Annotated in this window: 17 protein-coding genes; 9 read left to right on the top strand and 8 right to left on the bottom strand. The window is 72.0% G+C overall.

Annotated features, from left to right (window positions below):
- Positions 1-158 precede the first annotated feature (158 nt).
- Both OHT52_RS21830 and OHT52_RS21835 read right to left on the bottom strand, forming a co-directional pair.
- Positions 159-368, bottom strand: a complete 210-nt coding sequence (locus OHT52_RS21830) for a DUF397 domain-containing protein (RefSeq protein WP_328721866.1) — start codon at positions 366-368, stop codon at positions 159-161.
- Positions 365-1,195 carry a helix-turn-helix domain-containing protein gene (locus OHT52_RS21835; protein WP_328721867.1) on the bottom strand — a complete coding sequence of 277 codons (831 nt, stop codon included), beginning with the start codon at positions 1,193-1,195 and terminating at the stop codon, positions 365-367. Before OHT52_RS21835 ends, OHT52_RS21830 begins: the two co-directional genes overlap by 4 nt.
- A 185-nt stretch (positions 1,196-1,380) precedes the next feature.
- Between OHT52_RS21835 and OHT52_RS21840 the strand changes: the two genes are divergently transcribed.
- Both OHT52_RS21840 and OHT52_RS21845 read left to right on the top strand, forming a co-directional pair.
- Positions 1,381-1,575: a hypothetical protein gene (locus OHT52_RS21840; RefSeq protein ID WP_328723842.1), complete on the top strand. Its 195-nt coding sequence runs from the start codon at positions 1,381-1,383 to the stop codon at positions 1,573-1,575.
- A gap of 319 nt (positions 1,576-1,894) precedes the next feature.
- The gene (locus tag OHT52_RS21845) at positions 1,895-2,215 is read left to right on the top strand and encodes a hypothetical protein (RefSeq protein WP_328721868.1); all 321 of its coding nucleotides are present in this window, start codon (positions 1,895-1,897) and stop codon (positions 2,213-2,215) included.
- A gap of 66 nt (positions 2,216-2,281) precedes the next feature.
- On the opposite strand, the gene OHT52_RS21850 is transcribed toward OHT52_RS21845, so the two are convergent.
- From OHT52_RS21850 to OHT52_RS21875, 6 genes are all read right to left on the bottom strand, one after another.
- Positions 2,282-3,043, bottom strand: coding sequence for a hypothetical protein (locus OHT52_RS21850; protein WP_328721869.1), 762 nt, complete (start codon positions 3,041-3,043; stop codon positions 2,282-2,284).
- A gap of 39 nt (positions 3,044-3,082) precedes the next feature.
- Positions 3,083-3,799, bottom strand: coding sequence for a SanA/YdcF family protein (locus tag OHT52_RS21855; RefSeq protein ID WP_328721870.1), 717 nt, complete (start codon positions 3,797-3,799; stop codon positions 3,083-3,085).
- Positions 3,800-3,932: 133 nt separating this feature from the next.
- Complete coding sequence (locus tag OHT52_RS21860) at positions 3,933-4,214, bottom strand: hypothetical protein (protein ID WP_328721871.1); 282 nt, start codon at positions 4,212-4,214, stop codon at positions 3,933-3,935.
- Positions 4,215-4,381: 167 nt separating this feature from the next.
- Positions 4,382-9,205 carry an RICIN domain-containing protein gene (locus OHT52_RS21865; protein ID WP_328721872.1) on the bottom strand — a complete coding sequence of 1,608 codons (4,824 nt, stop codon included), beginning with the start codon at positions 9,203-9,205 and terminating at the stop codon, positions 4,382-4,384.
- Between the two features lie 476 nt (positions 9,206-9,681).
- Complete coding sequence (locus tag OHT52_RS21870; protein ID WP_328721873.1) at positions 9,682-10,110, bottom strand: hypothetical protein; 429 nt, start codon at positions 10,108-10,110, stop codon at positions 9,682-9,684.
- 33 nt (positions 10,111-10,143) lie between these two features.
- The gene (locus OHT52_RS21875; protein ID WP_328721874.1) at positions 10,144-10,641 is read right to left on the bottom strand and encodes a hypothetical protein; all 498 of its coding nucleotides are present in this window, start codon (positions 10,639-10,641) and stop codon (positions 10,144-10,146) included.
- A gap of 299 nt (positions 10,642-10,940) precedes the next feature.
- On the opposite strand from OHT52_RS21875, the gene OHT52_RS21880 reads away from it, so the two are divergent.
- The 7 genes from OHT52_RS21880 (at position 10,941) to OHT52_RS21910 (ending at position 21,826) form a co-directional block, all read left to right on the top strand.
- Positions 10,941-13,286 carry a GH92 family glycosyl hydrolase gene (locus OHT52_RS21880; protein WP_328721875.1) on the top strand — a complete coding sequence of 782 codons (2,346 nt, stop codon included), beginning with the start codon at positions 10,941-10,943 and terminating at the stop codon, positions 13,284-13,286.
- A 106-nt stretch (positions 13,287-13,392) separates the two neighbouring features.
- Positions 13,393-14,304 (top strand): HAD family hydrolase, encoded by a 912-nt coding sequence (locus OHT52_RS21885; RefSeq protein WP_328721876.1) that lies wholly within the window; start codon positions 13,393-13,395, stop codon positions 14,302-14,304.
- Positions 14,305-14,565: 261 nt separating this feature from the next.
- The gene (locus OHT52_RS21890) at positions 14,566-15,384 is read left to right on the top strand and encodes a sirohydrochlorin chelatase (protein ID WP_328721877.1); all 819 of its coding nucleotides are present in this window, start codon (positions 14,566-14,568) and stop codon (positions 15,382-15,384) included.
- A 71-nt stretch (positions 15,385-15,455) separates the two neighbouring features.
- Positions 15,456-16,847, top strand: a complete 1,392-nt coding sequence (locus OHT52_RS21895) for a deoxyguanosinetriphosphate triphosphohydrolase (RefSeq protein ID WP_328721878.1) — start codon at positions 15,456-15,458, stop codon at positions 16,845-16,847.
- Positions 16,848-17,108: 261 nt separating this feature from the next.
- Positions 17,109-18,368 carry an NAD(P)/FAD-dependent oxidoreductase gene (locus OHT52_RS21900; RefSeq protein WP_328721879.1) on the top strand — a complete coding sequence of 420 codons (1,260 nt, stop codon included), beginning with the start codon at positions 17,109-17,111 and terminating at the stop codon, positions 18,366-18,368.
- 192 nt (positions 18,369-18,560) lie between these two features.
- Positions 18,561-20,471 (top strand): DNA primase, encoded by a 1,911-nt coding sequence (gene dnaG, locus OHT52_RS21905; RefSeq protein ID WP_328721880.1) that lies wholly within the window; start codon positions 18,561-18,563, stop codon positions 20,469-20,471.
- A gap of 215 nt (positions 20,472-20,686) precedes the next feature.
- Positions 20,687-21,826, top strand: a complete 1,140-nt coding sequence (locus tag OHT52_RS21910; RefSeq protein ID WP_328723843.1) for an RNA polymerase sigma factor — start codon at positions 20,687-20,689, stop codon at positions 21,824-21,826.
- Positions 21,827-21,879 lie beyond the last annotated feature (53 nt).

A 21,879-nucleotide genomic window follows, 5' to 3' on the forward strand; every position in this document is an offset into this window, starting at 1 on the left:
TCCACGCCGTGCGAACCGGCCTATGAGGCCCAAGTGGCACTGAAACAACTGTGGTTCTGTGGGCTTTGCCACCGGTTGGTCGACTGAGGGACAGAAGAAGCCCCCACCCTGCGTTCTGGCAGGGCGGGGGCTTCGTGCCGAACGGGTTGAACGACTTGTCAGATGCTGCTGAACTTGCCGGCCTTGACGCCTGCCACGAACGCGGTGAACGAGGTGGCGGAGATGCCCAGAACCGGGCCGCTCGTGTCCTTGGAGTCGCGGACGGGGACCGTGCCGTGCGTGGCGACGAGGTTGGTGGCGACCTCGACGCACTGGCCACCGTCGGTGCTGTAGGAAGACGTGAACCAGCGGAGGGATTCGGTAGTCACGAGATGCCCTTTCGTACCTGAATGATCATGGCCACGGACTCGGCCTGTGAAAGCGCTTCGGCCTGAAGCTGATGGTAGGCCGTCAGGAGTGGCTCGACGAAGCGACTGTCGCGCTCCAACTGCCCAGAGTGCGCTGACTCCGCGTAGGAAACGTGTGAGCGGTCCGCCAGGGTTACCAGAGTGAGCGGCTTGTTCAGTGAGCGGCGTTCTCCGAGCCCGAAAGTTGCCACCTGCACGACAGTGTTCGGCATGTCGGCGACCATCACGAGATGGTCCAGTTGCTCCGTCATGACCGTCGGACCACCGACGTGTTGCCGGATGCAGCTTTCGTCAAGAACGACGTAGACCTGCGGGGCTGGTGTGCGAGCGAGGGATTGCTGGCGTCGGGCGAGAAGCGCCAGCCGTTCGTCGGCCTGGACGTGGGTGATGGCACCTCGCCGAACCGCACCCCGGGTGATGGCAGCAGCGTATGCCTGAGTCTGGAACAGCCCTGGTACCGCGCCGATTTCGAAGAGCCACATCTCTGTCGCCCGCCCCTCGTGCGCCACGAACTCCGGGAAGCCGTCGAGGATCGCGCTGTTTCGGGTTGCCGCCCCCTGCCGCGTCAGTGCGTCGCCCGTGCCCAGGGCCCGGTCGGTACTTGCGGTGAACTTGGCAGTTGGAGTTCGTGCACCAGTTTCCACCCCGGAAATATGCGAAGCGGAATATCCCGTGCGGGCGGACAGCTCGTCCTGTGTCCACCCGCGTTCCTCTCGCAGCCTGCGCAGACGTTCCCCGAAGGCCGCGCGAGGGCTCGCCCCCGGGTCTAACTCTTTGCGATTTGCCACTCTTCATCGATCTTTCATTCAGTTTCGTGGAGGTTGAAGGCGTTTTAAGAGTAGGTCACTCTGAAGCCTCCTGGTAGCGAAACGGCTACAGAGAGGAGTTGCCCATGTCCGTGCCTTCCGTGCCAGACGCCGGTGATCCGGCGGAGCGGGACCCCGACGGAACGCTCCCGCGCCCCGGTGCACTCATGGTGGACACCAGCCGTGAGGATCGTGTCGGGGAGTTCCGAGGGGTCGCCGGGCCGTACTGGGCCATAAGGCCCGTCGGCGGCGGGATCGAGTGGGAAGCCGCCCCCGAGTCCGTACGGCCGGCGAGCCCGACAGAGCGGCTGCGGGCGGAGAACGCGCGCTGCAACGCCCGGAGTCGGGGTGATGTGCTGTGAGTGCGAGCCCCGAAGACGCCACCCCCGAAGGCGCCACCCCCACCGAGGCGCGACGGTCGCCCGCCCCCGCCCCCGCCCCCGCCCCTGCCGACTGCCCTGTCTGTCAGGACTTCGACTGGGCCGAGAAGGACGCCGAGCGGACGGGCGACCTGAGCGCCGCGACTGACTGGCGAGTCCTGCGCAGACGTCATCAGGCGGCCGAACACCCGGAGGCGGAAGCCGGCAACCCCTCGGCGACTTCCGTACCGGGCCCACCGGCCGAGGACCGACGAACCGAGGGAGGCGCTCCCGTGCGCCTCGCCCCGCGAGGAAGTGCACGGTGATCCAGTGCACCGCCGTCGCCCTGCTGCCTGCCTCGCAGCGCGCGGCCCGCCGTGACGGAACCCCGGCCGAGCCAAGGCCCATCCGGTGCGTACTCGGGGAACGGCACCCCGACGAACACGCGTACCTGCTGTGGGACGACGACCGGCTCGGCGGTGGGGTATGGATCCGCTGGACAGCCGGCGGCCGCATGTACCGCGTCGTACTGCTCCGGTGTACCCGTTCCGACGAACTGCTCGGTCCCTGCGGGTTCTTCGCCGACCACCCGGCGCACCACTCGTGGGAGATCACCGACCCTGCCGGACGCCCTGCCGGATAGGCGGCACGCCACCGGCACCCCCTGCCCCGCCGTACGGGGTGACGCCGACACGGGCGGAGGGGGCTGTCAGTCCGTCCGGCGGGCGCACGCGATCCAGAGGGCCATGACCCCCGTCCACGCGATCGTGAGGTAGCGGGCCACGGGGTCCTGGCCGAACAGTGCCAGGGTGCCGAGCCACCCGACGCCGAGGGCCGCGAGCAGCGCGAGCAACCGCCCGTCGCGGGGGAAGTCGTCGGCACGCCAGGGCCGCGCGCTCAACACCGTCCGCGCGGCCACCGCCACGAACAGGCAGATCAGCGCGCACCACAGAAGAATCCGGAACCGCGAGACCGCCAGGTAGGAGTAGGTGTCGCCGCCCACCACCAGACCCACGGGTTCCCCCCGCCACAGCCGGACTTCGGCCCGGTCGCCCATCCTGATCTTCTCGTACGGTTTCGCGTCCACCGACAACCAGGCCGAGTGGTCCGGCCATTCCGCCTTGACCTCGTGGAAGGTGACGCAGTTGACGCCGCCCCCTTCCATCGGGTTGGTGCCGTCGGAGTGACACGAAAGGCGCGTCCGGTGGTCGGTCACCGTGGCCGTCTCGTGCCGCACGCAGGCCGCACCGTCGCCGTCGTACCCGCTCCCTGCCGCGCAGACCGGCGCCCGGCGGTACTCAGTGGCCTTCGTGTACATGTCGCCGAGCTGCTGGCCGCAGAGAAGGACGACCCACCCCGCCGCGAGGACGATCAGTCCCCGCAGCCAGAAGGGCAGCCACGCGCGGTACCCGTCCTGCACGTCCCCCGTCGACTTCACCCAGCCGTGATTCCCCGTGGGGTGGACCGCCATGCGCGGTCCACCCGTTCACCGCCCGCCCCCGCCGGCCCCTCAACCCGCCTTCGCCGCCAGCGCGTCCGCGACCCCGGTCTCCTTGTGGCCCAGGAAGTGCGGGTCGGGCCGGAAGACGGCGTCCAGGGCCGCCTTGCCCGCCGCGAAGACCTCGCGCGTACCTCCGTAGTACCAGGTGACGTCGTGCGGCTCGTCCACGCCGACCCCGTACGCGTCGATCCCGGCGGCCCGGCAGAGGGCGACGGCCCGCCGGATGTGGAACCCCTGGCTCACCAGGACCGCGCGGTCGACCCCGAAGATCTTCTTGGCCCGGACGCAGGAGTCCCAGGTGTCGAAGCCCGCGTAGTCGCTGACGATGCGCGGTCCGGGCACCCCGTGCGCGGTGAGGTACGTGCGCATCGCGTCCGGCTCGTCGTACTCCGTGCGGCTGTTGTCGCCGGTCACCAGAAGGGCCCTCACCTTGCCGGCCCGGTACAACTCGGCCGCCGCGTCCAGCCGGTGGGCGAGGTACGGGGTCGGCTTCCCGTCCCAGAGCCCGGCGCCGAACACCACGGCGACGTCCTCGCGCGGCGCGTCGGCCGTGGTCCGTACGTGCGCCTCGGCCGACGCGTACATCCACGTCATCGGCGCCAGCGCCACCGCACAGGCCACCATCAGGCCCTGGAGCGACCGCCGTTGACCTCGCCGGGTGCGCGGGACCAGCTCCGGCCACCGGCGTGGCCGCAAGACCGCCCCGAGGGCCTTCGGCAGTCTCATTCTTCGCATGGGAACCTCCGTCGATGCCCGGCGCACGGCGCTCGTGCGGCCCTCCCCCTCCTGTGGGGACGAAGGAACGTACCCGGGAGTTCTGCGTGCGGGGATCTCGCTGTGCCGTCGCCCCGTGAAGTCCTCAGTCGGCGGGGCGATTCGGCGCCGCGAGCCAGGGGGCGAGAAGGGCGGTGAACTCCTCGTCGGAGATGTGTCTGTCCCCCCAGCCGAATCCCTCCCACGCCTGGGCGCGCTGGAGGACGGGCAGCGGAACGGCGAACGCGAGACGGAAGCAAGCGATGAACGCCATGGCGCCGAACCCCGGGCCCAGTTCCTCCCTGGCGATCGACGCCACCTCCACCGCGCCCGCCCCTCCGGCGTGCGAGGCCTTCAGCTTCTCCGCGGTGCTCTCGATGCCTGCCATGACGATCAGTCCTTCGTCGCTCGTGTTCTCGTACCGAGGGGGAGTGGGGGCGGACGCACGTGTATACGCGTGCGTCCGCCCCCTTTCATCTGTCCGACTCACGTGGTGTCCGGCGAGTCAGGGCCGGGGCCCGACGCCCGATCCGGCCCCGGCCCACCGGACAGCCTTCAGTGGAAGAGGGCGCCCACCTCCGTATAGGCCCCCGGCATCCCTCTCAGCTCGACCATCTCCACGCGGGTGAAGCCCGCCCGTGAGGCCATCTTCCCCGTGAACGTGGCGAGGGCCGCCTCCTCCAGGGTGGCGCCGCCCCGTACGGCCGCGTTGAAGGAGTCCAGGTTGTCGATGAGGGTGCCACCGTCCTGCCAGTACCCCTTGACGCCCTTGACCGCGTCGCCGAAGTGGGCGAGCGCGGCGTTGAACATCTCACCGCCTCGGGGGGTGTCCGCACCCGCCTCGATGGCGAGCGTCATGATTCCTTCTTCGTCCAGGCCGGCGACGACCCCACGACCACTCGGATACACGTCCACGTAGTCGGGGCAGTTGACATTGTGGACCAGTACGGGAGTCGCGCCCGCGAGCACGTAGAAGGTGTGCAGGTCGGCGACGCTCAGGTCCCACACCGTCTGCGGCGCGACGACCGGGCCGATGCCGACGATGCCGTCCGAGGTACCGGACGCGGTGCGGAGCGGGTCCCCTACCCGCAGTTCGGAGGCCTGGACCCAGCCGCGTCCCGGAGACCAGAGCCGGTGTCCGGGTGTGGTCCGGATCTGCCCGCCGTCGGCGAGGGTGATCAGGAGGAGCCGGTCCGCCGGGTGCGAGAGCGTCCCCGTGACGGACGCCGAGCGCGTGATGTCCGCACTCGGGTCGGTGGCGAGCACCTTGTCGCCGACACCGATCTCCTCGATCGGCTTGGAAGCACCGTCGGCCAGCAGCACGGGTGTTCCGGCCGGGAAGCTGTCCTTCAGACAGGCGGCCTTCAGCTTCTGGAACACCTTGGCGGCGATGCCGGTGACGGCGCTCTCGGGCAGACCGGCCGCACGCAGACCCCGCCACGCGTCGACGAACCCGATGCCGGTACGGGCCGAGGCGTCCACTGCCCGGACCGCGTCGCCGAGGGTCCGCATGATCTTGCCGGCGAACATGGCCGCCACGTCCAGGGCAGCCCAGGCGCACCCGACGCCACTACCGCTCGCACCGCCCGGCACGACCTTCTGGGCGCACTTGATCCAGCTGCCGAAGAGGATGTCGATCGGGTCGACGCCCTCCTGGTACTCCCCGATCGTGATGGTGTGCGTGACCTCTTCGGTCATCTCGTCGGACGGGAAGAGACCCAGGTACACCGTGTCCGCGGCGGGACACGTGTACTGCGAACCACCCTCGGCGGTGCACATGTACACATCGAGGAGCGCCTGGTAGCGGATCTTCGCGGTGATGGTGCAGTCACCGTTGTAGAAGAGCTTGTCGATCCAGCCGTCGCAGCCGTCCGTCTTGCTCAGGACCTGCGGCTCACCGATGTTCTCGTAGTGGTCGACGACGTAGAACATGCCGCCGATGAGAGCGCCGGTGTCGTCGGGAACCGTGCCGGTCGCGATCTGCTGGGCGTTCGCCGCCCTCTCGGCCTCGTCGGCCGCCTGCTGGGCAGACTCCGCGTACGCCTGGGCGTTCTTGGCGGCCTCCTCCGCCGCGGTGGCCTGGGCGTCGGCGTCGTCGGCGGCGGCCCGGGCGTCCTCGGCGGCCTGCTCCGCCTGGGCGGCGGCGCTGCGGGCGGCTTCGGCGTCGAGTGCCGCGGTGTCGGCCGAGTCGCGGGCCTGCTGGGCGTAACCGTCGGCGCGGCCGGCGGCCTCGTCGGCGGCCTGGGCGTCGGCGGTGGCCTGGTTGTCGTACGCGACGGTCCGGGAGAGCGACTGGGCCGCCTGCGAGGCGTAGCCGGCTGCCTCCGCCGCATACCCCAGGGCCGCCTTCGCGGAGTTGCGGGCGTCGGCGGCGTAACCTGCCGCTTCGGCGGCCAGGGTGTAGGCCGCCTTGGCGTCACCGGTGGCGGCGTTGGCGGTGCTGGCCGCCTGGGCCGCCGCCGCCTGGGCGTTCTGGGCGTGGGCCTCGGCGACGGCCCGTTGCTGCTCCGCGATCGTCTTGGCGGACTGGCCGGTCAGTACGGCGAGCCCGGCCGCCGAGTCGGTGGTGACGTACGGAGCACCGAGTTGGACGGCGTCGTTGGCGGGGGCCGCCACCTGGAGGGCGGCGTTGCCCGCGTCGACGGACGCCTGCGCGGCTGTGTACGCGTGCCCGGCCGCGGTGTTGGCACCGGAGATCGCGGTCAGCGCGGCGGTGTTCGCCGCGTCGGCCTGGGTCTTCGCGTCGGCGGCGTGCGCCTCGGCCTCGTCGGCGAGTCTCACCGCCGCGCTCGCCGCGGTGGCCGCCGCCTTCGAGGCGGTGATCGCGTCGGCGGCGGCGCTGGTGGCGGTGGCGACCGCCGCGTCCGCCTTCAACTTGGCGGCCCGGGCCGCGTCGGCGTCGGTGTGCGCCCGCTTCGCCGCGGCCTCCGCGCGAGTGGCGGCGGCGTCGGCGTCGGCCGCCGCCTGGGTGGCCGCGTCCGCCTCCGAACGCGCCGACACCGCGGCGCTCTCCGCCGCGTCGGCGGCGGTGTCGGCCTGGTCGGCGGCGTCCCGAGCGTCCTGGGCGTCGCTCTCGCTCTCCTCCGCCTGGGCGTACGCGCCCTTCGCGTCGGCCTTGGCCCGCGCCGCGTCGGCCTTCTGCTCGGCGTCCCAGGCGTCGTCGCGCAGGTCCTTCGCCTTGTCGGCCGCCGATTCGGCGTCCTTGCGCTTCTGCGTGGCGGTGGCGTCGGCGGCCTCCGCCTTGCCCTTGGCCGTCTCCGCCTGACCGGCGTACTCCTGCGCGTTGTTCTTGTGCTGGGCGGCTTCGGCCTGCTTCTGGGCGGCGGTCTCCTTCTCCGCCTTCGCCGTCGCCTCCTCCGCCTCCGCGTCCAGGCGGCGCGCGTGCGCGGTCGCCGCCGCGGCCTTCGCGTCAGCCTCCGCCTGCTGCGCCACGGCCAGCTTCGCCTTGGCGGTGTCCCGGGCGGTCTTGGCGTTGCCCGCCTGGACGGCGGCGGCGTCCGCCGCGGCCTTCGCCTGGTTCTTCGCGGCCTCGGCAGCGGCGTTGCGGAACGCCGCGGTCGTCGCGGCGGCCTGGGTCACGGCGAGAGCGGCGATGGTGGCGCTGTCCGCCGCGGACGCCTTGGTCGCCGACAGCGCGGTCTGAGCGGCGGCGAGCATCGCGTTGATCGCGGAGGCCGACGCCTTGGTCACCTGCGCCTTCTGGAGACCGACCAGCAGCCCCCGGCCCCTCGGTGCGCCCGCCTGGTCGGAGATGCCGTACGCCGACGCGAGGTACGTGTCGGATTCGGTGGCGGCGATGCCGGCGGTCTGCGCCTGCTTCTGCATCAGCGTCAGCTGGGCCTGTGCCGCGGCCTTCGCGTCGGCGACCCCCTTGGTGGCCTTGGTGAACTGGGCCGCGGTCGGGTAGTCCAGGTCGCCGGTCCCGTTGTGGCCGGCGGGGACGATGTCGAGCTTCTGCGGTGAACCGCCCGTGCAGGCCGAGAGGGTGGCGTCCTGGCTGTTGGTGAAGCTCGGCAGGTTCAGGCACTTGCCGTTGGCGATGTTCGTCAGCGGCGTGGTGGCGTGCGGGTTGTACTTCCACCGGTTGGCGCTGGTACCGCTGACGGCGCAGGAACCCTGCACCATCGCCGTACCGTTCGCGCTGCCCGAGGCCTTCGGTACCAGACACTTGCCGGAGTTGACGTTGACGAGCGTGTCGCCACTGATGCGCCACTGCTGGTTGGCGCCGCCGTTGCACGTGTAGATCTGTACGACGGCCGCGTCGGCGGTGGAGTTGCCGCCGACCTCCAGACACCTGGAGGACGAGCCGTTGGCGTGGATGGCCATCGGGCTGTCGCCGATCCAACCCGTGCCGCCTGCGGACCAGTAGTCCTGCCAGCGCGCGAGGTGGTCGGCGATCCAGGACTGACCGAGCATCTCACCGAGCGCCTGCGCCGACGTGGTGAGTGCCTTGGTGGCGGACGTGTTCGCGGCGATGATCTGGTTGCGCTGGGTCGCCTGGGAGGCGATCTCCTGCTGCCACTCGGCCGACGCGGTGGCGAGTTCCTGCCCGAGGACCCTGTTCGGGTCGATCGGGTCGCGCCACGCGCAGGACGCGAAGCGGGACTTCAGGTCCTCGACGGCGATCCGGAACTCCAGGCTGCCCGGCTCCGGGGCCGTACGCGGGAAGCCGCCTGCGGACAGGAACATCCGTGCGTCGTCGGCGCCGGTCGGGTCGTATCCGTCGACCAGATCCTCGAAAGCCTGGTGCTCGGCGTAGGCCTGCTGCCAGTCCTGGGTGGGCAGGGACGGATCGGGGTCCCCGTACAACGGCGTCCCGAGGTCCTTCACCGCCTGCACGGTGGCGTCGTCCGCCACCGGGGTCGGGTCCTCGTAGAGGTCGCTCTCGTCCTTCCACCACTGGTCGCCGAGCCACTGCCCGTAGCCCACCTGGTCGAAGAAGTCCGCCGTGGTGCCGGGAACGCCCGGCGGCCAGTAGAACTCCGCGTTGTTGGCGAAGTTGTAGGGGTAGGACAGTCCGCTGAGCGGGACCTGCCAGGCCGCGAGCCGGGCGACCAGCGCGTCGCTCGTCGCGTCGATGGCGTCCCTGTCCTGCTCGTACGCGGTCGACAGGGGAGTGCCGTTCCAGTACTCCTGGTCGGCCAGCGTGTGCAGGGAGGCGGGCGACTGGTTCAGCGCGTTCTGTGCCACCGGTACCGTCGAGGTGCCGCCGACCCGCAACGCGCCGGCCATCAGGCACTGGTCCTGCCGCAGTTGCTCCGCCGCCGCCGCGTCGAAGCCGTCATAGCTGTCCGCGACGTTCGCCATGGCGGGCGACACCGGTGCGGGCCGTGCGCCGACGAGGCTCGCCAGCAGTGCGCAGACGACGGCCAGGGACACGGCGGTACCGCTGACGCGGAGCCGGGTCCGGGAACCCGTCCGGGCGACGGAAGCCGTCGTGGGTCCGGTCGTCGGAGCGCGGCCGGATGATCTGTAGGGACGTCTGAAACGCAAGGTGGTGCCCTTCTCCATGGCGGAGGCGGGCAGGAGGTTCCACAGTCACGGGGGCGTCCGCCGGTGGCCCCGGCTGCCGAGGCGCCCGGGATCAACGGGTGTTACGGCGTGGCGCGTCCCCTTGCCAAGGCGAAGGCCCCCCGCCGCCCATGCGGACGACCCGGGACGCTCTGCCGCGGCGGAGCCGTCCCGGGTCCTGATCATGCTCACTACAAACTATGCCGGGTGGGCGAACGGTCGGCGAACAGTTTTCGAACAGCGGGACATTCGTGGGTGGTTGCGCCACTCGCGCGGTAGCCCCACGGCGCCCCGGCTCAGGGTGTGTCCGGCGGATCTTGACCGGGTGCGCGTCCCGGACGGCGCTACGGAGAGGTGTCCCGCCCGGGTGCCCACGGGGCCGGTCCCGGTTCCGGCCCGTCCAGCGCGTGGCGGAACTTCTCCTTGAGGGACTTGGGCGGTGCCTCCTGCTCCCGCCGCGTGTGGACCAGACGGGCGGTGGTCACACGGACGTGGCACTCGCGGTGGTGCTGGCGGACGTGGACCAGCCAGGAGCCGTCGGGGGTGAGGAACGCGCTGCGGGCCGGCACGTCGCCCGGCCGGGCATGGCGGGCGAGGATGCCCGGCACGTAGTGGAGCGCCGCGTCCTCGGCCACGGCCCGCGCCCGCGCCTCGTCGCCGTCGACGGGGTAGCTGGCCGCCAACGTCCATCGGTGCAGCCTCAGTTCGACGCCGTCGGCCCGCCGGGTCTCTCGGGTGTCCTCCTCGATCAGGACGTACCACCGATCAGTCATGACGGTTTCCCCCTCCATGCCTCTCGTTCGCGGTCACCACAGCGTGGACGAGCGAGCGTCGCAAGCCGTCGCTTCGAACTCCGACAGGGGGACGAGGCGGACGACTTCCTCGCCGTCCTTCGAGTAGTCCTCGTACAGGACCCGGCCGGGGCGGAGCCGGTCACGGTCGGCCGTGGTGAAGTCGACGCTCCTGGCCGACCACGAAACGTCCCCGGTCCACCCGACGAGGCTGTAGGCCTTCGCGTCGGCGAGCGGCCCGGGAGACCGAGTCGTCGTCCAGCCGGCGGTGGGGGAGTCGAGGGACCACGTGGTGAGGCCGGCCTTGAGGGGGCGATCCGGCGCCCACTCGCCGATCCTCGTGCTTTCTCGCCGACCGTCCCCCTCCTCGATAAGCCCCGCGCTGGTGATCTCGTGGCCGCAGACCATGACGACGCCGAGCAGCCCGCCGTCGGCCGTCACGGAGATCCCGGTGACGCCGTCGAAGGACGCGCCGCACCCGGAGGTCGTGGCCAGGGTGAGCCCGACGGCCAAGGTGCGGGCCGCGCGCCGGAACCCCGGCCGTGAGCAGGTCGATCGCACAGAACCCCCCGTCCGGGGATCACTCGTGAGAGTTCCCGTACGCCGGATGGTAGGGCCGGTCAGCGCCGGGTGGCGGTGCCTCCGCCCTTCCGTTGTGCCCTCGTTGTGGATCTGTGGCCGCGAGTCCGCCGGGCCCGCCGCGGGAGGAGTTCGCCGTGTCACGACTCTTGACGGGTACACGAAGGCGGGCCAAGAATGATCACGCACTACGGTATGACAACGTTGTCTACGTCGGAAGAGGCGTTCTTTCCATGAGATGGACCCACGTGATTCGCGGCGCGGGGACGGTGGCCGCGACGGCCGCGCTCCTCGGCGGAGCCGTCGCCGCACCGGCCGTGGCGGACGGCGCCCGGCACGGTCAGGACAGGCTCACCGATCTCGTCAACCCGTTCATCGGGTCGGAGAACGAGGGCAACACCTACCCCGGTGCCGCCGTGCCGTTCGGCATGGTGCAGTTCTCGCCCGACACCGGACACAACACCGGGTACGACTACTCCCAGAACCACATCCGGGGCTTCTCCACCGTGCACATCTCCGGTGTGGGCTGTGGCCTCGGCGGTGACCTCCCGGTGCTCCCGACGACCGGTGACATCACGTCGACCGACAACGCCGTCTACGCCGCAGAGTTCAGCCACGACGACGAGAAGGCCGCCCCCGGCACGTACCAAGTCGGCCTGAAGAACGGCATCAAGGCGGAGCTGAGCGCCACCGCCCGTACCGGCGTGCAGCGTTACACCTTCCCGGCCACCGACAAGGCCAACGTCCTCGTCAACGCGGGCCAGTCGCTGCACAAGACGGTGAGCACCAAGGTCGAGATCCTCGACAACCGCACCGTGCGCACCGCCATCACCGGCAGCGGTTTCTGCCAGGACACCAAGCCGTACACGGTGTACACGATCACCCGCTTCGACCGCCCCTTCAAGGTCTCGGGCACCTGGAAGGGTGACGTCGTCACCGAGGGCTCGAAGTCCTCCACCGCCGCCGGCGAGCGCAACGGCGCCTTCCTGCGGTTCGACACCACCAAGGACCGCACCGTCGAGGCGACGACCGCGATCTCCTACGTGGACGCCAAGGGTGCGGCCCTCAACCTCCGCTCCGAGGGCGGGCGTTCGTACGACCACGTGGCCAAGGCCGCGCAGGCGGCGTGGGAGGACCGCCTCGACGACGTCAAGGCGCAGGGCGGCAGCGAGACCGTCCGCCGGACCTTCTACTCGTCGCTGTACCGCTCGTTCCTCGCGCCCAACCTGGGCAGCGACGTGGACGGCCGCTACACCGGCTGGGACCAGAAGATCCACCGGGCCAAGGGCTTCACGTACTACCAGAACTGGTCGCTCTGGGACACCTACCGCACCCAGGCCCAGCTGCTGTCGCTGCTCGCCCCCAGCGAGTCCCGCGACATGGCGATCTCCGTCATCAAGATCGACGAAGAGAGCGGCTGGCTCCCCAAGTGGGGGTACGGCACGGTCGAGACGAACATCATGACCGGTGACCCGGTCACCCCGTTCCTCACCAACGCCTACCAGCAGGGTCTCCTCAAGGGGTACGAGGAGCAGGCGTACAAGGCGCTGAAGAAGAACGCCGACGGCGTCCCCGCCGCCGACTCCGCTCCGGTGGGCCGCGAGGCCAACACGGAATACCTCGCGAACGGCTTCGCCCCGTACATCGCCGACCGCGCGCACGTGAAGCCCGGTGACTCGGACTACGACCACGGCGCCTCCGCCACCCTGGAGTACGCGCTCTCCGACGCGATGCTCGGCCAGATGGCCAAGGACCTCGGCCACAAGGCCGACGCCGCGCGCTACACCGAGCGGGCCCAGAACTACCGCACGATCTTCGACAGCTCGACCGGCTTCTTCCGCGCCCGTGACGCCTCCGGTGCCTTCACCGGCCCGGTCGACCCGGCGCAGAGCGTGGGCTTCCACGAGGGCACCTCGTGGCAGTACCAGTGGCTCGTCCCCCAGGACCTGCCCGGCATGGTCGGCCTGATCGGCGGCACCCAGGCCGCCAACGCCCGCCTCGACTCCTTCTTCGCCTACGACCAGCTGGTCCAGGACCCGGCGAAGACCGCCCGTGAGACGTGGGTGAACGGCCCGTACGCGTACTACAACGCGGACAAGTACAACCCGCAGAACGAGCCCGACCTGATCGCCCCGTACACCTACCTCTCGACCGGCGAGCCCTGGAAGACGACCGACGTGGTGCACGCCGCGCTCACCCTCTTCACGGACGCCCCGACCGGTATGACGGGCAACGACGACCTCGGCACGATGTCCGCCTGGAACGTCCTCTCCTCCATCGGCATCTTCCCGGTCCAGCCGGGCACCGACACCTGGGGCCTCTCCACCCCCGTCTTCGAGCGGGTGGACCTGACGCTGGACAAGCGCTACTACCCGAACGGCAAGCTCACCGTGAAGGCTCCGGGCACCTCGGACTCGGTGCGCTACATCCAGTCCGCGAAGGCCGACGGCCGCTCGTACGCCAAGACCTACCTCACCACGGAAGACATCCGTGACACCCGCGAGCTGACCTACGAGGTCGGCACGGAGCCCTCCACATGGGGCACCTCGGTGAACGCGGCTCCGCCCGCCCTGAAGTGACGCGCTGACCGGCACGCACTCGGTACGCACCGACGCCAGGACCCGCCCCTCACCGGGGGCGGGTCCTGGCGTTTCCCGCCGCAGGGCCGGCCATTAACATCGTGCGATGACGCTCCCACGCCTCGTCGCCACCGACCTCGACGGCACGCTCCTGCGACGTGACGGCACCCCCTCCGCCCGTACCCTGCGTGCGCTGCGGACCGCGCGGGACGCCGGCGCGGAGATCGTCGTGGTGACCGCCCGGCCGCCCCGGTACCTCGACCGGCTCGCGGAGTCGACCGGGCTGACCGGCACGGCGGTGTGCAGCAACGGCGCGCTCGTCTACGACCTCGCCACCCGCACGGTCACCGCCTCCCGGCCGCTGGCCCTGCCCACCGCACGGCTCGTCGCCGACCGCTTCGCGGCGGAACTGCCGGAGATCTCCTTCGGGGTCGAGGCGGGCGACCAGGTCTTCTTCGAGCCGTCCTTCCTGCTGCGCTTCTCCGGCGACGACGAAGGGGCGTCCGTCGTCCCGTCCCGCGAGGGACTCTGGACCACCGGCCGGCCCGTCACCAAGCTGCTCGCCTGGTCGGACCGGGCCGAGGCCGACGCCCTGCTCGCGACGATCGAGCGGGCGGCGCCCGGACTCGCCCAGTACACGCACTCGGGCGGGCACGGACTGCTGGAGATCAGCGCTCTGGGGGTCACCAAGGCCGGCACCCTGGCGATGCTCTGCGCGGAGCGCGGACTCACCGCCTTCGACGTCGTCGCCTTCGGCGACATGCCCAACGACCTGGCCGTCCTGCGTTGGGCCGGAGCCGGCTACGCCATGGCCAACGCCCACCCCGACGTCCTCGCCGCAGCCGCGCACCGCACGCTCTCCCACGAGGAGGACGGGGTCGCCGTCGTCCTGGAGCGGCTGTACGGGGCAGTCGGCGCGGGGGAGGGATTCACGGTCACGCCGGTCGTCGCGGCGGCCCCGGTCCTCCCGCCGGTCCGGACCGGCGACGACCAGGACGGCGTGCCCGCCACCGCCTGACGTGCACGCGGCGAAGGTGCGGCGCGCCCGTGCGGACGGCGCGCGCCCGGGGGGACGACGAGGCGCCCGTGTCACGCGCGTACCAAGGTGCTGACAACGCCCCACGCCCGCCGGTGAGGACGGCGAAAACACCCGTGACCCCCGCGCAACGGACAGGCAACCTCCCTCCCGCACGCTGGTGACAGGACGGTACGGACCCTCGCCACCCCGGCAAACACCCCTGTCCCCGCCGTCGCCTCCCGGAACGGAACCCGCAGGCCCATGCAGCGCACCCGGCAGTCAGCCCGCCCCGTCCCGCACACCTTCGGCGACCTTGCACGCCCCCCGGCCCTGGTCGCCGTGGCGCACGGCAGCCGGGACCCGCGAGCGTTCCGGACCGTGACGCGACTCCTCGAACGGGTACGGGAGACGAGGCCCGGCCTCGACGTGCGCCTCGGCCACATCGAGCTGAACGAACCGCTGCTGCCGCAGACGCTCGCCGGGCTCTCGGGCGGCTCCGCCGTCCTCGTACCGCTGCTGCTCGGCCGGGGCTACCACGTCAAGCACGACCTGCCCGCCCTCGCCGCCGGCGCACCCGCCGTCCGTACCCGGATCGCCGCCCCGCTCGGCCCCCACCCGCTGCTGGTGGAGGCGTTGTACGGGCGGCTCCTGGAAGCCGGGTGGCCGGCGGGAGGGCGGCCGGGCGGGAGCGGGGACGCCGTGGTGCTGGCCTCCGCCGGTTCCCGCGACCCCGAGTCCGCCGCCGACACCCGGCGTACCGCCCGCCTGCTCTCCGAGCGGCTCGGCGGGGTGCCGGTGGTGGCCGCGTACACCTCCGCCGCCACGCCCACCGTGCCCGACGCGGTCCGCGCGCTCGCCGCCCGGGGATACCACCGCACCGCCGTGGCCTCGTACTTCACCGCCCCCGGCCGCTTCGCGACGGCTGCGGCCGACGCGTCCCCGGGCATCGCGGCGGCGCCGCTCGGCGACCACCCGGCCATGGTCCGGCTGCTGCTGCACCGCTACGACCACGCGTGCGCCGAAGCCGCTCCCACGGGCGGCGGACCGGCGTCCGGCGCCCCCCTCCTCGCGACCGTCTGACCCCAGCCCTCCCCGGGCCTGCGGGTGCGATCCCGGGCCCTCTGTCCGAGGCGGTCGTTATGGTCGTCACCATGGACGGGACACACGGGATCGGTACGCACGGGACAGAACGCCACGGGACACGGCACACCGACAGCACGGACCGGGAAGCGCCCGACAGCACGGAGCGGGCAGCCGCCCCGGTCCACGCGCCCGCGCCCGCCCCCTACTCACGCTCCGACACCGAACGCTGGGACACCGAGGCCGACAAACGCCCCGGCCGCACCGCCTTCCAACGCGACCGCGCCCGGGTGCTGCACTCCGCCGCGCTGCGCAGGCTGGCCGGAAAGACGCAGGTCGTCACCCCCGGTACCCGGGGCGACGCCTGGGACGCCAGCCCGCGCACCCGGCTCACCCACTCCCTGGAGTGCGCGCAGGTCGGCCGGGAGCTGGGGGCGACCCTCGGCTGCGACCCGGACCTGGTGGAGACGGCCTGCCTCGCGCACGACATGGGCCACCCGCCCTTCGGTCACAACGGCGAACTGGCGCTCAACGAGTTCGCCGCCGACTGCGGCGGCTTCGAGGGCAACGCCCAGTCGCTGCGGCTGCTGACCCGGCTGGAGCCGAAGCGGTTCGTCCGCGACCCGCGCACCGGTGAACCGACCAGTGTCGGCCTCAACCTCTCCCGGGCCGCCCTCGACGCCGCCACCAAGTACCCCTGGCCGCGCGGCGGCCGGCCCGCCGACCCGGAGTCGGCCAAGTTCGGGGTGTACGAGGACGACCTGCCGGTCTTCGCGTGGGCCCGCGAGGGCGCCCCGCCCGGCCGCACCTGTTTCGAGGCCCAGGTGATGGACTGGTCCGACGACGTCGCGTACTCCGTCCACGACTTCGAGGACGGCCTGCACGCGGGCCACTTCGTCCCCGCCGTTCTGCACGACCCGTCCGAGCGGCAGGCGATCTGGGCGGCCGCCATCGGCCGGTACGTCCCGGCGGACACCGATCCGGAGGAGCTGGCGGAGGCCCTGGACCGGCTCACCGGCCAGGAGTGGTGGCCGCACGCGTACGACGGCTCCGCCGTGGCCCAGGCCCGGCTGAAAGACGCCACCAGCCAGCTCATCGGCCGGTTCTGCCAGGCGGCCGAGACCGCGACCCGCGAGGTCCACGGCCCCGGCCGGCTCACCCGGTACGGCGCCGAGCTGGTCGTCCCCCGCGAGGTCGTCGCCGAGTGCGCGGTGCTCAAGGCGGTCGCCGTCCGGTACGTCATGCAACGCACCGAACAGGCGGTGATCCGCGCCGATCAGCGCGTGGTCATCGCCGAACTCGCCGCCGCGCTCACCGCCCGGGCACCCGAGGGCCTGGAGCCCCAGTTCCGCGCCCTGTACGAGTCCGCGCCCGACGACCGTGCCCGCAAGCGCGTCCTGGTGGACCAGATCGCCGCCCTCACCGACGCCTCGGCCCGTTCCCTGCACATGTACCTGACCTGAGGCCTCCCGTCCGGATCACGCCGGGCTCGCGGGTCCCGGTCCCCGATCCCGCCCGATCCGAACGAAACCTCCCGCCCCGCCTCCTGACGCGCCGTGATCCCCCGGGGACAGCGCCCCGGGGCGGATGATGTGCTGGCACACAGCCGGGCACGCAACCATGGGACACGCGCCGGGAGGGGCACACCCCCTTCCGCCCTCACCCTCCGTGCGGGAGGCTCGCAAGGTGAGGGCGTCGCGCAGTACGCACTGAGGAGGCAGCAAGTGGTGGACGCACACAGGACGTTCGTCATCGTCGGCGGAGGGCTGGCCGGCGCGAAAGCGGCCGAGGAACTCCGCTCGCAGGGGTTCGACGGCCGGGTGATCCTGATCGGCGACGAGCTCGACCACCCCTACGAGCGGCCACCGCTCTCGAAGGGGTACCTCGCCGGAAAGGCCGAACGCGACAGCGTGTTCGTCCAGGAGAAGGCGTGGTACGCGGGCGCCGACGTGGAGCTCCACCTCGGTCAGCCGGTCACCTCCGTCGACCGGTACGCCCGTTCCGTCCAGCTCGGCGACAACACCGTCATCCACTACGACAAGTTGCTCCTCGCCACCGGCTCCGAACCGCGCCGCCTGCCCGTTCCGGGCACCGGCCTGGTCGGCGTCCACCACCTGCGCCGCCTCGCCCACGCCGACCGGCTGCGCGGGGTCCTCTCCGCCCTCGGCCGGGACAACGGCCACCTGGTCATCGCCGGGGCAGGCTGGATCGGCCTGGAGGTCGCGGCGGCGGCCCGCGGCTACGGCGCCGAGGTCACCGTCGTCGAGCCCGAGCCGACCCCGCTGCACGGTGTCGTCGGCCCCGAGCTGGGCCAGATCTTCACCGACCTGCACAGCGACCACGGCGTCCGCTTCCACTTCGGCGCCCGCCTCACCGAGATCGTCGGCCAGGACGGCGTGGTGCTGGCCGCGCGAACCGACGACGGCGAGGAGCACCCGGCCCACCACGTGCTCGCCGCGATCGGCGCCGCCCCGCGCACCGGCCTCGCCGAGGCCGCCGGGCTGCGGCTCGCCGACCGGGCGCACGGCGGCGGCATCGCCGTGGACGCCTCCCTGCGCACCTCCGACCCGCACATCTACGCCGCCGGGGACGTCGCCTCGGTGGAGCACCCGCTCTTCGGCACCCGGCTGCGCGTCGAGCACTGGGCCAACGCGCTGAACGGCGGCCCGGCCGCCGCCCGCGCGATGCTCGGGCAGGAAGTTGCCTACGACCGGGTGCCGTACTTCTTCTCCGACCAGTACGACCTCGGCCTCGAGTACTCGGGGTGGGCGCCGCCCGGCAGCTACGACCAGGTCGTCATCCGGGGCGACGCGCGCAAGCGCGAGTTCCTCGCCTTCTGGCTGCGTGACCGCCGGGTGCTGGCAGGGATGAACGTCAATGTGTGGGACGTCACGGAGACCGTCCAAGCGCTGATCACCGCCCGCGCCCCGGTCGGCCCGGACGCCCTGGCGGACCCCTCGGTCCCGCTCGAATCCCTGCTCTGAGACGTTCCGCACGCCCGGGGACCCGTCCCGTACACGAGGAGGCGCCGGCCCCTCTGTGTACGGGACATGCCACCGGCAACCCTCCGGCGCACATGCGCGCCGCCGTGCGCACTCCGCGCCCCGGCGTGCGCCGTGAGGACCTCGCCGCACCGGCCAGACGGGTAACCCCTCGCGCCCCCGTAGACTTCATGCGTGGCTGGCAGGATCAATGACGACGACGTGAAGGCGGTACGGGACGCGGTCCCGATCGACTCCGTCGTGTCCGAATACCTCCAGCTCAAGAACGCGGGCGGCGGAAACCTCAAGGGCCTCTGCCCCTTCCACGACGAGAAGTCCCCCTCCTTCCAGGTCAGCCCCTCCAAGGGCCTGTTCCACTGCTTCGGCTGCCAGGAGGGCGGCGACACCCTCGCGTTCGTGATGAAGATCGACCACCTCACCTTCTCCGAGACGGTCGAGCGCCTCGCCGCGAAGGCGGGCATCACCCTGCGCTACGAGGAGGGCGGCTACAACCCCTCCCACCAGCGCGGCGAACGCATCCGGCTGATCGAGGCCCACCAGGCCGCCGCGAAGTTCTACGTCGAGCAGCTCGACGGACCCGAGGCCGAGATCGGCCGCGCGTTCCTCGCCGAGCGCGGCTTCGACCAGGCCGCCGCCGCCCACTTCGGCGTCGGCTACAGCCCCGCCGGCTGGGACCACCTCACCCGCTACCTGCGCGGCAAGGGCTTCAGCGACAAGGAACTCATCACCTCCGGCCTCTCCCAGGACGGCCGGCGCGGCCCGATCGACCGGTTCCGGGGCCGGCTGATGTGGCCCATCAGCGACACCGCCGGAGAGATCGTCGGCTTCGGCGCGCGCAAGCTGCGCGACGACGACAACGGCCCGAAGTACCTGAACACCCCCGAGACCCCGGTCTACAAGAAGTCGCAGGTCCTCTACGGCATCGACCTGGCGAAGAAGGACATCGCCAAGGCCAGCCGGGCCGTCGTGGTCGAGGGCTACACCGACGTCATGGCCTGCCACCTGGCCGGCGTCACCACCGCCATCGCCACCTGCGGCACCGCCTTCGGCAACGACCACATCAAGATCCTGCGCCGCCTCCTGATGGACAACGGCAGCGCCCGCGTGATCTTCACCTTCGACGGCGACGCGGCCGGCCAGAAGGCCGCCCTGCGCGCCTTCGAGGACGACCAGAAGTTCGCCGCCGAGACCTACATCGCCATCGCGCCCGACAACATGGACCCGTGCGACCTGCGCCTGGTCAAGGGCGACGACGCCGTCCGCGACCTGGTCGAACCCCGCACCCCGCTCTTCGAGTTCGCGCTCCGCCAGATCGTCGCCCGCTACGACCTGGAGACCCCGGCCGGCCGCGCCGCCGCCCTGGACGAGGCCGCGCCCGTCGTCGCGAAGATCAAGACCAGCAGCGTGCAGCGCGAGGTGGCCGTCCAGCTCGCCGGCCTCGTCGGCATCCTCGACCAGGAGTACGTCGTCCACCGCGTCCACCAGCTCGCCCAGTGGGCGCGCGGCCGGGGCGGCGACACCGGCAGGTCCGGGAGCAAGCAGCGCCCCGGCGCCCGGCACCAGGACGTGGCGCCCGTCTCCGTCGCGCCCTCCGGCCCCGCGCTCAACCTCCGCAGCCCCGCCCACCGCACCGAACGCGAACTCCTCAAGCTGGCCCTCCAGAAGCCCGCCCTGGTCTCGCCCGCCTTCGACGCGTACGGCTCCGACGAGTTCACCGCCCCGCCCTACGCGGCCGTGCGCGAGTGCATCGCCGAGGCAGGGGGCGCCGAACAGGGCGTCGCCGAACCCCGCGACTACCTGGCCGCCGTCCTGGAAGCGACCCCGCACGACTCCGTCCGCAAACTCGTCACCGAGCTGGCCGTCGAGGTCTTCCACGGCAAGTCCATCGACGAGACCTACGCGGGCATGCAGCTCGTCCAGGTCCGGCTGCGCGCCGTGGACCGCCGGATCGCCGACGTGAACAGCAGCCTCGCCCGCCTCGGCTCCCAGGTCGCCCCCGACCACCTCGCCGCCGCGCAGAACGAGGTATGGGTCCTCCAGCAGTACGCCCAGGCGCTCCGCAGCCACGGCACCGACGCGCTCTGACGCCTGCGCGCCCGGAGCCCGCGACAGGGCCCGCGACGGTCCGTACCGGCACCGCCGGGGCCCCGTACCGGCTCCGCCGGGTACCGAAAAAGTCGCCGCACGCCCCTCGTGGCGACGTTGTGTCGTACGCCACACTGGACAGCGGTGCCTGAACCACCGGAGCGCGTCGGCCCACCGAGGGCGGACCCCCGTCACCGCGTTCCGGCAGCGATCACCTGGAGGTCGCCCCCGTGCAGACCCGGACCGTGACGAGTACGACGGACGATGTCCCCCCGCGCACCCCCGCGTACGCCCCCGCGATTCCCCCGCAGAGCAGGGCCGCGCACCACCCGGAGAGCGGGGCCCGGCCGCCCGTGCCCCGCGGCCCGGACGGCCTGCTGGAGGAACAGGACGACGAGGAGCTCGCCCCCGCGCCGCCCCCGGGCCGGGCCACCGAGCACACCGGGGCCGGATCGGACCTCCTGCGCCAGTACCTCCGGGAGATCGGACGCGTCCCGCTGCTCACCGCCGCCGAGGAGGTGGAGCTGGCCCGCCGTGTCGAAGCCGGACTCTTCGCCGAGGAACGCCTCGCCGCCGCCCCCGACCCCGACTCCCGGCTCGCCCACGACCTCGACCGGATCGTCGTCCTCGGCCGCACCGCCAAACGCCGCCTCATCGAGGCCAACCTCCGGCTCGTCGTCTCCGTCGCCAAACGCTATGTCGGGCGCGGCCTCACCCTCCTCGACCTGGTGCAGGAGGGGAACCTCGGACTCATCCGGGCCGTCGAGAAGTTCGACTACACCCGGGGCTACAAGTTCTCCACCTACGCGACCTGGTGGATCCGCCAGGCCATGTCCCGCGCCCTCGCGGACCAGGCCCGCACCATCCGCGTCCCGGTCCACGTCGTCGAGCAGATCAACCGCGTCGTGCGGGTACGCCGCCGGCTGCTCCAGGAACGCGGCCACGAGCCCGCCGCCGAGGAGGTCGGCGCCGAACTCGACCTCACCGCGGAACGCGTCCGCGAGGTCCTGCGGCTCGCCCAGGAACCCGTCTCGCTGCACGCCCCCGTCGGCGAGGAGGAGGACGTCTGCTTCGGCGACCTCATCGAGGACGGCGACGCGGCCTCACCCGCGGAGTCGGCGTCCTTCCTGCTGCTGCGCGAACACCTGGAAGCGGTGCTCTCCACCCTCGGCGAACGCGAACGCCGGGTCGTCCGGCTCCGCTACGGCCTGGACGACGGACGCTCCCGCACCCTGGAGGAGATCGGCACGCTCTTCGGCGTGACCCGCGAACGCATCCGCCAGATCGAGGCCAAGACCCTCGCCAGGCTCCGCGGCCACGCCTACGCCGAACAGCTCCGCGGCTACCTCGACTGACCGGGGCCGGACCCCGGACACGCCCGAGGGCGCCCCCGGACGGCGGCGAAGCC

Origin of the sequence: Streptomyces sp. NBC_00247, assembly GCF_036188265.1 — a bacterium.
In the GTDB taxonomy this organism is placed as follows: Bacteria; Actinomycetota; Actinomycetes; order Streptomycetales; family Streptomycetaceae; genus Streptomyces.